Here is a 13749-nt window from a genome sequence, read left to right as displayed (position 1 = left end):
GCCTCCTCACCATGAGGGCCTTTTCCTTATGCGCCGATCGCGATCTGCGGTTCGGCCTCGGCGCTTTTCGCTTTCAACTCGCGCAGTGCGCGGCGGTACTCGACCGGCATCACCTTGCGGAATTTCGGCAGCCAGGTTTTCCAGTCCGCGAGGATCATCGCAGCCTTGGCCGAACCGGCATATTTCGCGTGACGCGTGATCAGCACATGCAGGCGCTCGATGTCGCTATCGAGCAGGTTAGCGAACACGTCGACCTTGCCATGGGCTTCGAGATCGCCGGAGTGGTGATAGGTGTTCTCGGCGATCATCTCTTCCGAGAGGACCGGTTCAAGTTCGACCATCGCCATGTTACACAGCTTCGGGAAGTCGCCGGTTTCATCGAGCACGTAAGCCACGCCGCCGGACATGCCGGCCGCGAAGTTACGGCCGGTCTTGCCCAGCACCACGACGATGCCGCCGGTCATGTATTCGCAGCAGTGATCGCCTGCGCCTTCGACGACGGCTACCGCACCGGAGTTACGCACGGCGAAGCGTTCGCCGGCGACGCCGCGGAAGTAGCATTCGCCCTCGATCGCGCCATACATCACGGTGTTGCCGACGATGATCGACTCTTCCGGAACGATGGCGGAATGAGCCGGCGGACGCACGATGATCTTGCCGCCCGAGAGGCCCTTGCCGACATAGTCGTTGCCTTCGCCTTCGAGATCGAAGGTGATGCCCTTGCACAGCCAGGCGCCGAAGGCCTGACCGGCGGTGCCCTTCAGCGACACCTTGATGGTGTCGTCCGGCAGGCCGGCATGGCCGTAGATCTTGGCCACCGAGCCCGCCAGCATAGCGCCGGCCGAACGGTTGGTGCTGTTGATCTTGGTGTCGATCTTCACCGGCGCGCCGCGATCGAGCGCGGGCTGCGCCTGCTTGATCAACTCGCGATCGAGCACGGCTTCCAGGTGATGGTCCTGATCTTCGGTGTGATAGATCTTCTGGCCGGGCAGTTCGGGCTGGCGCACGAACAGCTTGGAGAAGTCGAGACCCTTGGCCTTCCAGTGCGACACGAGCGCCGACTGGTCGAGCATCTGCACCTGGCCGACCATCTCGTCGAAGTTGCGATAGCCGAGCTGGGCCATGATCTCGCGGACTTCCTCGGCGACGAAGAAGAAGTAGTTGATGACGTGCTCGGGCTGACCGGTGAAGCGCTTGCGCAGCACCGGATCCTGGGTGGCGACGCCAACCGGGCAGGTGTTGAGATGGCACTTGCGCATCATGATGCAGCCGGCGGCGATCAGCGGCGCGGTGGCGAAGCCGAATTCGTCGGCGCCGAGGAGCGCGCCGATGACGACGTCACGGCCGGTGCGGAAGCCGCCGTCGACCTGGACGATGATGCGGCTACGCAGCCGTTCGCGGACGAGGGTCTGATGGGTTTCGGCAAGACCGATTTCCCACGGCGAACCCGCATGCTTGATCGAGGTCAGCGGCGACGCGCCGGTACCGCCTTCGAAGCCGGCAATGGTCACATGGTCCGCGCGCGCCTTGGCGACGCCCGCGGCGACCGTGCCGACGCCGATTTCCGACACCAGCTTGACCGAGACCTGGCCCGTCGGGTTGACGTTCTTGAGGTCGTAGATCAGCTGCGCGATGTCTTCGATCGAATAGATGTCGTGATGCGGCGGCGGCGAAATGAGACCGACGCCCGGGGTCGAATGGCGCACGGCGGCAATCGTCGCGTCGACCTTGTGGCCGGGCAACTGACCGCCTTCGCCGGGCTTCGCGCCCTGCGCCATCTTGATCTGCATCATGTCGGAATTGACGAGATATTCCGTGGTGACGCCGAAACGGCCGGACGCGACCTGCTTGATCGCCGAACGCATGCTGTCGCCATTCGGCATTGGCTTGTAGCGATCCGACTCCTCGCCGCCTTCGCCGGTGTTCGACTTGCCGCCGATCCGGTTCATGGCGATGGCCAGCGTCGTATGCGCCTCACGCGAGATCGAGCCGTAGGACATGGCGCCCGTGGCAAAGCGCTTGACGATGTCCGCAGCGGATTCGACTTCCTCGAGCGGCACAGGCTTGCGCTTCTCGTCTTCGGCCGTCTTGATCTTGAACAGACCGCGCAGCGTCAGCAGACGCTCGGACTGTTCGTTGAGGATCTTGGCAAAGGCCTTGTAGCGATCCTGCGAGTTGCCGCGCACCGCATGCTGCAGCAGCGATACCGACTCGGCGTTCCACGCATGGTCTTCACCACGGCTGCGATAAGCGTATTCGCCGCCGACATCGAGCGCGGTCTTGTAGATCTGGATTTCGCCGAACGCCTCGTTGTGGCGGCGCACGGTTTCCTCGGCGATTTCGGCGAGGCCGACGCCTTCGATCTTGGTGTGGGTGCCCGTGAAGTACTTGGTGACGAATTCCTGACGCAGGCCGACGGCGTCGAAGATCTGCGCGCCGCAATAGGACTGGTAGGTCGAGATGCCCATCTTCGACATGACCTTGAGCAGGCCCTTGCCGATCGACTTGATGAAGCGCTTGACGATTTCGTAGTCGTCGAGCTGCACCGGCAGCCGGTCCTTCATGGCGATGATGGATTCGAACGCCAGATATGGATTGATCGCTTCCGCGCCATAGCCGGCGAGGCAGGCGAAGTGATGCACTTCGCGCGGTTCGCCGGATTCGACGACCAGGCCCACCGAGGTGCGTAGGCCGGTGCGGATCAGGTGGTGATGCACGGAAGCGCAGGCCAGCAGCGACGGGATCGGAATGCGATCCGAGCCGGCCATGCGATCGGACAGAATGATGATGTTGACGCCTTCGCGCACCGCAGCTTCGGCGCGGGCGCACAGTTCATCCAGCACCTGCTCCATGCCTGCCGCGCCGAAACCGGCATGGAAGGTGGTGTCGAGGGTACGCGAGACAAAGTGCGACTCGGCGACATCGGTGATCGAGCGGATCTTTTCGAGATCCTGGTCGGTCAGGATCGGCTGGCGCACTTCGAGACGCTTGGTGGTGGCGACGCCCTGCAGGTCGAACAGGTTCGGCCGCGGTCCGATGATCGAGACGAGGCTCATGACGAGCTCTTCGCGGATCGGATCGATCGGCGGGTTGGTGACCTGCGCGAAGTTCTGCTTGAAATAGGTGAACAGCGGCTTCGGCTTGCTCGACAGCGCCGAGATCGGCGTGTCGGTGCCCATGGAGCCCGACGCTTCCTCGCCCTGCGACGCCATCGGCGTCAGCAGGATGGTGACGTCTTCCTGGGTGTAGCCGAAGGCCTGCTGGCGATCGAGCAGCGGCAGGTTGGAGCGCTGGCCCTTGGCCGCCGCGTCCGGGAGTTCTTCCAGAACGATCTGGGTGTGTTCAAGCCACTCGCTATAGGGATGACTTGCGGCCAGCGTCGCCTTGATCTCGTCGTCAGGGATCAGACGGCCCTGGACGAGGTCGACCAGCAGCATCTTGCCTGGCTGCAGACGCCACTTGGTGATGATGTCTTCTTCCGGAATCGCCAGCACGCCCATTTCGGACGCCATCACGATGCGGTCGTCCTTGGTGACGAGATAACGTGCGGGGCGCAGACCGTTACGGTCCAGCGTCGCGCCGATCTGTCGACCGTCGGTGAAGGCGAGCGCGGCAGGACCGTCCCACGGCTCCATCATCGCGGCGTGATATTCGTAGAAGGCGCGGCGCTGCTCATCCATCAGGGGATTGCCGGCCCAGGCTTCCGGAATCATCATCATCACGGCGTGGGGCAGCGAGTAGCCACCCTGCACCAGGAATTCCAGCGCGTTGTCGAAGCAGGCAGTGTCCGACTGGCCTTCATAGGAGATCGGCCACAGACGGCTGATGTCCTTGCCATAGAGTTCGGACTCGATGGACGCCTGACGCGCCGCCATCCAGTTGACGTTGCCGCGCAGCGTGTTGATTTCGCCGTTATGCGCGACCATGCGGTACGGATGCGCGAGCGACCATGTCGGGAAGGTGTTGGTCGAGAAGCGCTGATGCACCAGCGCCAGCGCGCTTTCGAAATCCTCTTCGTGCAGGTCGGCATAGTAGCTGCCGAGCTGGTCGGCGAGGAACATGCCCTTGTAGATGATGGTGCGACACGACATCGAACACGGATAGTAGCCGGCGAGGCCGCGCTCGCGGCGCTGATAGATCGCCTGCGAGATCGACTTGCGGAGAATGTAGAGACGACGTTCGAACTCGTCCTCGTCGGCGATCTTGGCTTTGCCGATGCCGATGAAGACCTGCATGTTGGCAGGCTCGGTCGGCTTCACGCTTTCGCCGAGCGACGCATTGTCCGTCGGCACGTCGCGCCAGCCGAGCAGCTTCAGGCCTTCGGCCTTGATCTGGTCGCCGATGATGCCCTGAATGACTTTCCGCCACGCGGTATCACGCGGCATGAACAGCGCGCCGATGGCGTATTGGCCAGGCTCCGGCAGGCTGAAGCCCAGTTCCGCAGTCTTGCGGACGAAAAACTTGTGCGGGATCTGCACCAGAATACCGGCGCCGTCGCCGAAGCGCGGATCTGCGCCGGTCGCACCACGGTGCTCGAGGTTGCACAGGATGCTGATCGCGTCAGACACGATCTGATGCGACTTGCGGCCCTTGATGTTGGCAATGAAGCCGACGCCACAGGCGTCCTTTTCCTGCGATGGGTCATAGAGGCCCAGCGCCGGCGGACGGTAGGTATGGAGTTCCGGTTTGATGGCGGTGTCTTTCACGTTAGCCGATTTGATAGCCGGGGCCGCCGAATGCGTGCCGGTTTCGATCAATTGGCGCTCGTGCTCTGATCCGCTCATCTTCGTCCTCTCAACCCCCGTCGGGGTTCTGCCACCCTTGTCGGCGCACCTTTGACGCTCGCGGAACCCGTTCGGGCTACCGCTCGCGCGTCTTGCGAGCCTCGTTTTCAGAATTCAGACTGGTGGTGCCCATCGTCCCCGGCGGCCACCCCATATCTCGCCTTAAAGGCATTTCGTCTCAGCAGGCGTGTTTTTTAGTCGCGACGCCTGCTTATGTTGCAAACCCCGTGCCGGATTTGCCACCAAAAATTGCGACAGTGATGCTGTCCTAACCAGGACTTTGCCAAATTTTTATCTAGCACACAAGCGCGCTTGAGTCCGTCGTCGCATAGCAACAACGCATGCCAAATTGTCCAAGCTGGCGTGGACACATTCAGCCCGGAGGTGCCGCGTTCCGGCCAAAGGCTGGCCCAAGGGCTGCCGGATTCAGCGGTGAGGTTGCGGACTGTCCGTTAACGCCTGTGGCAGCGGTGCTGGCAGGCGAGCGAAGCGTGAGGTTCAGGAAGTTGAACACTCTCCGGGCGCGGGGGCGTCGAAGGAGCATGCAATGAAGGTACTTGTGGGATGTCTGGCCTCGGCCGGTCTGTTGCTGGCGAGCGGCGCTGTACGGGCGCAGGCGCTGCCGCCGATGCGCGGCGACGTTGCCGCTGTGGCGCAGGTATCCGATGTCGGCGGTCCCTATGCGGCCATGCCGCCCGTGGAATATGCGGAGCCGCGCCCCTATGGCGTGTTGCGCCGCGGTTATGATCTGGCGGTGCTGCCGCTGCGCGAGGTCTATTCGATCCTGCGCGAGGCCGGCTTCTCTGCCCTCGGCATGCCGCAGCAACGCGGCCTCATCTACACGGTCTCGGCGATCGACCTCGACGGCGAGGACGGCCGGTTGGTGATCGATGCGCGCAGCGGACGCATTCTGCGCTTCATTCCGGCCTATCGCATGGGCGACCGGATGAGCGAGGAGATCGACACGCGCTACGGCCCGCAAGGCGCAGTGCCGACCCTGCCGCAATATCGCCGCCCGCCATTTACGGCCGGGACGGCAACGCCCGCGCCGAAAGTCGCGAGCCGTGCAACGACAGTGCCGCTACCGAAGCGGCCCCCGGTGCGCGCGGTTGCAGCACCGGTCAAGCCTGTCACTCCGGCCGAGACCAAGCCGGTCGCAGTCAAACCACCTGAAACGCCGCCGGCCGCTGCGCCCGTGCAGCAATCGGCCGTGACGGAGCAGAAACCGGCCGAGACGAAGGCGCCGGAAACGACCGGGGCTGCGCCGTCGACCTCTACTGCCTCGAAGCCGGAGGCCGCAGCACCGACGGTTCCGCCTCCCGCGACGGAAGCAAAGCCTACAGAGCCTAGTAAGCCTGCGGACACTCCTCCGCCCGTCCAGGGCATGGAATAGTTAGTGCAGCGCTGCGCACATAATAAAACGCCCCGGATTGCTCCGGGGCGTTTCATTTACAGCTACACTTACTTTACTTCACAAAGTCGCGGTTACGCGGCGACTTTCTCGGCCGAGCCGTCGACCACCTGCGGTGCGCTCACCGCGCTGGTGGAAATCGGAATGCTGCGCGGCTTCTTGGCTTCGGGGATCTCGCGGACAAGGTCCACATGAAGCAGGCCGTTCTCGAGTGAGGCGTTCTTCACCTGCACGAAGTCGGCAAGCTGGAAGGCGCGTTCGAAGGCCCGCGCGGCAATGCCGCGATAGAGCACTTCGGCCTTGCTGCCATTCTCGTTGGCAGCCTTCTCGCCCTTGATCGTCAGCGTGTTTTCCTTCGCGACGATGGCGAGCTCGTTCTGCGCAAAGCCTGAAACGGCAACGCTGATACGGTATTCGTTCTCGCCGGTGCGCTCGATATTGTAGGGCGGATAGCCCGGCGCTGCGTCACCTGTGCTCTGATCGAGCAGATTGAACAGGCGGTCGAAACCGACGGTGGAACGATAAAACGGGGTGAGATCATAGCTACGCATTGGATAGTCCTCCATTGAGCGACTGTTGCAATAACCCGCCCGCCATAGGGGCCGGGCTTTCGTGTCATGCAGCCTAGAGAGGCCTGCATGAAGCTGATATGGGAGGGGGCTGGCGGCTCGCAAGGGGGGCCGAAAGATTCGCGCCGACCTGATCTCCCGCCCTTGAAATCCCGCGTTTTTCGCCTAACCGGTCCCCCGCCATGACGCTTGTCTCCATTCCCGCCAACCCCGTTCCCGAGGGTGCCGTGTCCGGCACCATCAAGACGCCGGACGGCGCTGAGCTACGTTTTGCGCGCTGGGCGCCGACGACCGGGCGCAAGGGCACGGTCTGCGTGTTCAGCGGGCGCGGCGAATATATCGAGAAGTATTTCGAGACCGTGCGCGACCTGCGCGACCGCGGCTTTGCAGTGGCCATGATCGACTGGCGCGGGCAGGGGCATTCGTCGCGGCAGTTGCGCGATAGCCGCAAGGGTTACGTGCGCAGCTTCTCGGATTTCGAGATCGACGTCGAAACTTTCGTGCAGCAGGTGGTGATGCCGGATTGCCCGCCGCCTTACTTCGCGCTGGCGCATTCGATGGGCGGCGCGGTGATGCTGCGTGTGGCGCATTCCGGCAAGCGCTGGTTCGATCGCATGGTGCTGTCGGCGCCGATGATCGATCTGCCGGGCCGTTCGACCTCGCTGCCGGCGCGGTTGTTGTTGCGTGTCATGCGCTGGACCGGGCAGGGCGGCAACTACATTCCCGGCGGCAATGGCGAACTGGTCGGGACCTCGTCATTCCCCAATAACAAGCTGACCAGCGATCCGGTGCGCTATGCGCGCAACGCGGCGATCCTCGAAGAGGATCCGACGCTCGGCATCGGCTCGCCGACGGTGGCCTGGGCCGATACGGCGATCCGCGGGATGCACGGCTTTCGCGAGGCCAGCTATCCCGTGAAGATCCGTCAGCCGATCCTGATGCTGGCGGCCAGCAACGACCAGGTGGTGTCGACGCCGGCCATCGAGGAATTCGCCTATCACCTGCGTGCCGGCTCGCATCTGGTGATCGCCGGCTCCCGTCACGAGATCCTGCAGGAGCAGGATCGCTACCGGCAGCAGTTCTGGGCGGCGTTCGATGCGTTCGTGCCGGGCACGCCTCTGTTCAAGTAACGAAAGCCACTCATGCTCGGTATTCACGGTCTCTGGCTCTTCATCCTCTCCGGCATCCTCCTCAACATCACGCCGGGGCCGGACACGGCCTATATCGTCGGGCGCAGCGTGCAGATGGGCTGGCGCGGCGGCGTCGCGGCAGCGCTGGGGATCAGTGCAGGATGTCTGGTCCATGTCTTCGCCGCGGCGGTCGGATTGTCGGCGCTGCTGGCGGCATCGTCCTATGCCTTCACAGCGGTGAAATGGATCGGCGCGGCCTATCTGCTTTACACCGGCGTGCAGATGCTGCGTGCGCGGGCATCGACAGTTGCAACGAACGACGCCGCGGAAAAGCCGCTGCTGTCGCTCCGGCAGGTGTTCTGGCAGGGCGCCTTCACGAACGCACTGAACCCGAAGGTCGCGCTGTTCTTTCTCGCCTTCCTGCCGCAATTCGTCGACGTGGATGCGCCCAGCAAGGCGCTCGCCTTCATCGTGCTTGGGCTGATCTTCATCAGCACGGGCACGATCTGGGGACTCGGCACGGCTATTGTCGCTGCGAAAGCCGCCAGCCGCGTCCGGCGATCCGGTCAGGCAATGGTCTGGATCAACCGCGCCCTCGGCGGCGTCTTCATCTATCTCGGCATCCGCGTGGCGATGCTGGAGACGCGTTAAAGCGTTTTCAAGCGAAGTGGATGCCGGTTCGCGTCAAGAAAACGCGTCAAAACAAAAAGGCTCTACGATTACTTCAGCACCGCGAAAGTGGCGGTGACGGAGAGATAGATGCCGAGCAACAACATCGCGATCAGAAACCAGCGGCGGAATTGCTCAGGCTCCATGCGATCGCGCACCGCCTGACCGACGAACATGCCGGCGAAAGCGGTGATCATCGCGACGACGCCGGGCACCGCCGTCGCGGCATTGAGAAGGCCGGCGCTGGTGAGGTTGAAGGCCTGGGCCGCCGTGGCGACGGTGAAGTAGAGGCCGAGCGCCTGCACCAGCTCGTTCTTCTCCATGCCGATCGATTGCATAAATGGCATCGAGGGGATGACCTGCACGCCGGTCGCGGCGGAGACCACACCGGTCAACACGCCGGCGATGCCGCCGACCCATTTCTCGTTTTGTGGCGCCGTCTTGAACTGGAATTTTACCAGCGTCACCACGGCATAGATCACCAGCAGGACGCCGAGCACGATCGAACCGTATTTGGCATAGGGCCCGGTCATCAGGCTGCCGCAGGCCCAGATGGCCACCGCAGTGCCGATCAGCAGCGGCCACAGACGGCGAATGATGTCACGCAGATAGGGGCCGGCGAAGGTCTGCCAGATATTGGTGACGATGGCGGGCACGATGACGATGGTCAGCGCCTGCACCGGCGTCATGGTCACCGCGAGCAGGCCTATCGAGACGGTCGGCAGGCCGAGGCCGATGACGCCTTTGACGAAGCCGGCGAGCGCGAAAACAGCAGCAATCAGAATGAGCATGGAATCGATCATGGTGCGACACATTGACCGATCGGCCCGGCCGGCACAATCTGGAGGTTACGGAGACTGCCTTCGTTCAGGACGAAGGCAGATACGGAGAGTGTCATGCATGCCGACCTTGTCGATCTCAGGCTGTTCGTGGCGGTCGCGGAGGCGCGCAGCATCACCGCGGGTGCCGCCGCTGCCAATCTGGCGCTGGCTTCGGCGAGTGCGAGGATCAAGGGGCTGGAGGCAACGATCGGCGTGCCATTGCTCAAACGCGGGCGGCGTGGCGTCACGCTGACGGCGGCCGGCGAGAGCCTGCTCGGCCATGCCCGCATCGTCATGCAGAATGTCGAGACCATGCGCGGCGACATGGCGGCCTATGCCAATGGAATGAAAGCCAGTGTATCGATGCTGGCCAATACGGTGGGCCTGTCCGAACATCTGCCGAAGGCGCTGGCGAGTTTCCTGCGCGAGCACCCCAATGTCAGCCTCGAGGTCGAGGAGCGCGAAAGCGCCGATATCGCCCAGGCAATCGCTGCCGGCATCGCCGATTTCGGTTTCGCGGCCGAGCATACGCTGCCGGACAGCCTCGAACGTTTCACCTTCAGCGAGGACCGGCTGATGCTGGTGACGGCGCCGCGCAGCGATCTCGCCGGCCGGCGATATATCGATTTCCATGAGATCGTCGACCGCGACTTTATCGGCCTCACCAATGCGACAGCGCTGCAGAACCACATTGGCAAATATGCGGCGAAGCTGGGCGCGCGACTGCGCTACCGGGCGCAGATGCGCGATTTCGATGCGATGTGCCAGATGGCTGCGGCGGGGGTCGGCATTGCGATTGTGCCGGAAGTCGCCGCACGGCGCTGCGCACGGTCGACGGCGCTGGCGTTGATTCGCATTCGCGATCCCTGGGCTAACCGCAGACTGGCGATCTGCTTTCGCAGCCTGAAGACGTTATCCCGTCCCGCGCAGCAGATGATCGAGCATCTGCGGGCTGCAGCGCGGGCGTAGCAGTGCCCGATCAGGCGTTGAGGATCTTCAGCGCGGCCTCATGCACGCGCGGGTCGCCTGCAGCGACGATGCGGCCACCGTTCTGCGCGGGTTTGCCCTCCCATGTCGTCACGACGCCACCAGCGCCGGTGATGATCGGGATCAGGGCTGCAATATCGTAGGGCTTCAGCTCGGTCTCGATGACGAGGTCGAGATGGCCAGCGGCGAGCATGCAATAGGAATAGCAATCGCCGCCGTAGCGCGTCAGCCGCACACCTTTTTCGACATCCTGAAATTTCGCGCGATCGGCGTCGTTCATCAGCCGCGGGCTGGTCGTGAACAAAGTCGCGTCCTTCAGCGATGCGCAGCGGCGCACGGCAAGCTTGCGGGTGGTGTTGTTGGCACTCTGGTAGCGCGCCGAACCACTGTCGCCGCTGAAGCGCTCGCCGATATAGGGCTGGTGCATCATGCCATAGACCGGTGTGCCCCGATGCAGTAGCGCGATCAGCGTGCCCCAGATCGGGAAGCCGGAGATGAAGGATTTGGTGCCGTCGATCGGGTCGAGCACCCAGACATATTCGGCGTCTTCGCGTTCGGTACCGAATTCCTCGCCAACAATGCCGTGCTGGGGGAAGTTGGCCTTGATCAGCCGGCGCATCACCGCCTCGGCGGCGCGGTCGGCTTCCGTGACCGGGTCGAAATCGGTGCTGTTCTTGTTGTCGATACTCAGCGAGGTGCGAAAGAACGGCAGGATGGTCTCGCCCGACGAGGTCGCAAGACGACCAATGAAGGCGTTGAAGTCGATGACCGTCACGGAGAGGTCCTTTGTTGCGGCTGCTGATGGGGACGTGTCGCTTCCTATACAGCGCAGGGCAACGACTCGCATCTCCGGTGATCGAAATCTCTCTGCGATTCCCCTAAGCCACAGCACTGAATCGGATTGCGATTTCCCTAAGATTCCTGATGTCCGGCATCAGAAATTGGCCAATGAAATGAATATATGATCATTTCTTAAATAGGTCAAAGCTACTGTCATTTCTGTATCACATTGATTTTGCTGATAGAAATTATGACGCCTATGCCTGAACGGTGCGATCACCATGCGAAATTTGCATGGAAATTTGCCCGAAAACTCTTGCACTTGGTGCGTCGCGGCTGCATATTGTTGCGGTGCGGTAGCGCTTGCGCTATCGCTGCCCTCCTTGGGCGTTTCCTCCCTAGACTTGGACCGCTTGCTATCGCAAGCGGTCCTTTTTTCTTGTCGGAGGAGTTTTGCATCACGGCGTGCCGACGTGGCTGCCGGCGATTGTCTTGTGTCGCCTGGCCTGTTCGTCGTCTGGCACCCCGACAGCCTCGGGCCCATTGCGACGTCAGTCATCAAGCAAGACTTATTCGGCTGAGAACCTCAAGCCGGTGTCCACGTCGTGGCGGTTACTTCAGCGACGTGTTGATGTCGCTGAACTTGCCATTGAGGTTGGTGCCGAGTCCGTTGACGACGGCAATGATGGCCAGCGAGATGCCGGCGGCGATCAGCCCATATTCGATCGCAGTCGCTCCCGATTCGTCCGACCAGAATTTCTTGATCATGTTCTTCATGTTCTCTCCTGCCATGATACGCGGTTCCAATCCGCGGAACCACGGTGGTGGGAAGAACCTAAGGTTGCATGAATCCCGGTGGTAAAACTCTGCCCCATCTCTAAATCCAGCTAAAATTGACAGTTTGTCGCAGGAAATAAGCACCTATTATGACCCGGCGGTCATGGTTCCAAATACCACATCTGATTGAGTGACGGTTCGAACCCTGGCGAGATGTTTGGCCCCGGCCTATTCGGCGGCGGCCTGGAACGGGCCGAGGCTGTCCAGCGGGATCTTCGCCAGCGCATCGGCCAGAACGGTAAAATCGGCAGCAATTTGATCGAAGCGCGCTGTCCTCTCGCGGCGGCGTTCGTCCATATAGATCGCCCGGTTCAGCTCGATCTGGATGGCGTGCAGCCCGCTGGCCGGGTTGCCGTAATGCTCGGTAATGAAGCCGCCGGCATAGGGCTTGTTACGGCCCAGCGAATAGCCGAGGCCGCCGAATGTGCCTTCGACCGCCTCGGCCAGGATAGTGGCGCAGCTAGTGCCATAGCGGTCACCGACGACCACGTCCGGGCGGCGCGGCTCCTCACGGGAAATTCCGATCGAGGGCATCGAGTGGCAATCCACCAGGATCACCGTGCCGAATGTCTGATGCGCCTTGTTGATCAGGCGGCGCAGTGCGCGATGGTACGGCTTGTACAGCGCCTCGATCCGGGTGAGGGCGTCATCGACGTCGAGCCGCTCGCGGTAAATCTCCTGGCCGTCGCCGACCACACGGGGAATCGTGCCAAGGCCGCCGGCGACCCGCATCGAGCGGGTATTGGCAAAACTGGGCAGGCGGCCGTTGAACATCCGCGGATCGAGCTCATAAGGCTCGCGGTTGACGTCCACATAGGAGCGCGGGAAGTGCACCCGGACCACCGGGAAGCCGCGATCGCTTAATCCCGCGATCAATTCGTCCATGAACGAATCTTCCGAGCGGCGCAGTGCCGTCACGTCGATGCGGGACGCACTGAGAAACTCCGCTGGATAGACCGAGCCGGAATGCGGGGAATTGAAAATGATCGGCGCGCGCCAGTTGGCCGGCTCGACGATCTCGAAGGGAGGCGACAGCTCACCGTCAAACTGGGTCATCGTCGCGCATCGTCCCTGCAGCCGCGTTCTTCGGTTTGCCCAGTCTGGCAGAAAACCGGCGCTTTGTGAGGCTGCATTGTCGATAACGGAAACAAGTCTGCCAAGTTAAAAACCTTCCGCAGGCGCGGCGATCGCGAGAAACGCGCTCATTTGTTGTGTTTCACGACGTTCTGGCGCACCATCTTGAGACGCTTATGCACAGTCTGCGCTGATCACCTTCACCCGAAATTTACCAGACCTCGGGCTTAGTGGGCGAACAGGTCCTCTCATTCGGGTTCGACGTCCAACCGCCATGCACAAAATCCTTCTCGCAGAAGACGACAACGACATGCGCCGCTTCCTGGTGAAGGCGTTGGAAAACGCCGGTTTTCAGGTGTCGCACCACGATAACGGGATGTCAGCCTATCAGAGACTCCGCGAGGAACCCTTTGAAATGCTTCTAACGGACATCGTGATGCCGGAGATGGACGGGATCGAACTGGCGCGCCGCGCCAGCGAACTCGACCCCGACATCAAGATCATGTTCATCACCGGTTTCGCCGCCGTGGCGCTGAATTCCGACTCGGAAGCGCCGAAAAACGCCAAGGTGCTGTCCAAGCCGGTCCACCTGCGCGAATTGGTCAGCGAAGTGAACAAGATGCTGGCGGCCTGAGGGCAGCCCGCTTTCCTGGATTTCTTTCTTGGATTTCCTGCAAATCAGGCAAG

General features: G+C 62.2%; 11 protein-coding genes. 5 read left to right on the top strand and 6 right to left on the bottom strand.

Annotation, left to right across the window (positions count from 1 at the left end; all coding sequences use genetic code 11):
- Positions 1–26 precede the first annotated feature (26 nt).
- Positions 27–4784, bottom strand: a complete 4758-nt coding sequence (gltB, locus tag BLW80_RS06140; protein ID WP_093757196.1) for a glutamate synthase large subunit — start codon at positions 4782–4784, stop codon at positions 27–29.
- 547 nt (positions 4785–5331) lie between these two features.
- Here gltB and BLW80_RS06135 point away from each other — a divergent pair.
- Positions 5332–6177 carry a hypothetical protein gene (locus BLW80_RS06135; RefSeq protein WP_093757195.1) on the top strand — a complete coding sequence of 282 codons (846 nt, stop codon included), beginning with the start codon at positions 5332–5334 and terminating at the stop codon, positions 6175–6177.
- A gap of 92 nt (positions 6178–6269) precedes the next feature.
- Here the strand turns inward: BLW80_RS06135 and BLW80_RS06130 are convergent, their stop codons facing one another.
- Entirely contained in the window at positions 6270–6746 is a 477-nt protein-coding gene (locus BLW80_RS06130) for an Hsp20 family protein (RefSeq protein WP_170849586.1), read from the bottom strand.
- A 200-nt stretch (positions 6747–6946) separates the two neighbouring features.
- Between BLW80_RS06130 and BLW80_RS06125 the strand changes: the two genes are divergently transcribed.
- Positions 6947–7894, top strand: coding sequence for an alpha/beta fold hydrolase (locus tag BLW80_RS06125; RefSeq protein WP_093757193.1), 948 nt, complete (start codon positions 6947–6949; stop codon positions 7892–7894).
- 12 nt (positions 7895–7906) lie between these two features.
- Positions 7907–8545, top strand: coding sequence for a LysE family translocator (locus BLW80_RS06120; protein ID WP_093757192.1), 639 nt, complete (start codon positions 7907–7909; stop codon positions 8543–8545).
- A 68-nt stretch (positions 8546–8613) separates the two neighbouring features.
- Here BLW80_RS06120 and BLW80_RS06115 read toward each other — a convergent pair whose 3' ends face one another.
- The gene (locus tag BLW80_RS06115; protein WP_170849585.1) at positions 8614–9366 is read right to left on the bottom strand and encodes a sulfite exporter TauE/SafE family protein; all 753 of its coding nucleotides are present in this window, start codon (positions 9364–9366) and stop codon (positions 8614–8616) included.
- 93 nt (positions 9367–9459) lie between these two features.
- Here BLW80_RS06115 and BLW80_RS06110 point away from each other — a divergent pair, with 93 nt between their 5' ends.
- Positions 9460–10353 (top strand): LysR substrate-binding domain-containing protein, encoded by an 894-nt coding sequence (locus tag BLW80_RS06110; protein ID WP_093757191.1) that lies wholly within the window; start codon positions 9460–9462, stop codon positions 10351–10353.
- A gap of 10 nt (positions 10354–10363) precedes the next feature.
- Here BLW80_RS06110 and hisN read toward each other — a convergent pair whose 3' ends face one another.
- The 3 genes from hisN to BLW80_RS06095 form a co-directional block, all read right to left on the bottom strand.
- The gene (hisN, locus tag BLW80_RS06105; protein ID WP_093757190.1) at positions 10364–11146 is read right to left on the bottom strand and encodes a histidinol-phosphatase; all 783 of its coding nucleotides are present in this window, start codon (positions 11144–11146) and stop codon (positions 10364–10366) included.
- Between the two features lie 617 nt (positions 11147–11763).
- Positions 11764–11928 (bottom strand): Flp family type IVb pilin, encoded by a 165-nt coding sequence (locus tag BLW80_RS06100; protein WP_170849584.1) that lies wholly within the window; start codon positions 11926–11928, stop codon positions 11764–11766.
- Between the two features lie 228 nt (positions 11929–12156).
- Positions 12157–13044 (bottom strand): N-formylglutamate amidohydrolase, encoded by an 888-nt coding sequence (locus tag BLW80_RS06095; RefSeq protein WP_093757189.1) that lies wholly within the window; start codon positions 13042–13044, stop codon positions 12157–12159.
- Positions 13045–13336: 292 nt separating this feature from the next.
- On the opposite strand from BLW80_RS06095, the gene cpdR reads away from it, so the two are divergent.
- Entirely contained in the window at positions 13337–13696 is a 360-nt protein-coding gene (cpdR, locus tag BLW80_RS06090) for a cell cycle two-component system response regulator CpdR (protein WP_015669438.1), read from the top strand.
- Positions 13697–13749 lie beyond the last annotated feature (53 nt).

It is taken from the genome of Tardiphaga sp. OK245, from assembly GCF_900108575.1.
Classification (GTDB): Bacteria; Pseudomonadota; Alphaproteobacteria; order Rhizobiales; family Xanthobacteraceae; genus Tardiphaga; species Tardiphaga robiniae.
This window is presented reverse-complemented; position numbering and strand designations above follow the sequence as displayed.

Bases quoted from the DNA above. Each gene is read 5' to 3' on its own strand.
- gltB (WP_093757196.1), bottom strand. From the start codon at position 4,784: ATGAGCGGATCAGAGCACGAGCGCCAATTGATCGAAACCGGCACGCAT.
- BLW80_RS06135 (WP_093757195.1), top strand. From the start codon at position 5,332: ATGAAGGTACTTGTGGGATGTCTGGCCTCGGCCGGTCTGTTGCTGGCG.
- BLW80_RS06130 (WP_170849586.1), bottom strand. From the start codon at position 6,746: ATGCGTAGCTATGATCTCACCCCGTTTTATCGTTCCACCGTCGGTTTC.
- BLW80_RS06125 (WP_093757193.1), top strand. From the start codon at position 6,947: ATGACGCTTGTCTCCATTCCCGCCAACCCCGTTCCCGAGGGTGCCGTG.
- BLW80_RS06120 (WP_093757192.1), top strand. From the start codon at position 7,907: ATGCTCGGTATTCACGGTCTCTGGCTCTTCATCCTCTCCGGCATCCTC.
- BLW80_RS06115 (WP_170849585.1), bottom strand. From the start codon at position 9,366: ATGATCGATTCCATGCTCATTCTGATTGCTGCTGTTTTCGCGCTCGCC.
- BLW80_RS06110 (WP_093757191.1), top strand. From the start codon at position 9,460: ATGCATGCCGACCTTGTCGATCTCAGGCTGTTCGTGGCGGTCGCGGAG.
- BLW80_RS06100 (WP_170849584.1), bottom strand. From the start codon at position 11,928: ATGAAGAACATGATCAAGAAATTCTGGTCGGACGAATCGGGAGCGACT.
- BLW80_RS06095 (WP_093757189.1), bottom strand. From the start codon at position 13,044: ATGACCCAGTTTGACGGTGAGCTGTCGCCTCCCTTCGAGATCGTCGAG.
- cpdR (WP_015669438.1), top strand. From the start codon at position 13,337: ATGCACAAAATCCTTCTCGCAGAAGACGACAACGACATGCGCCGCTTC.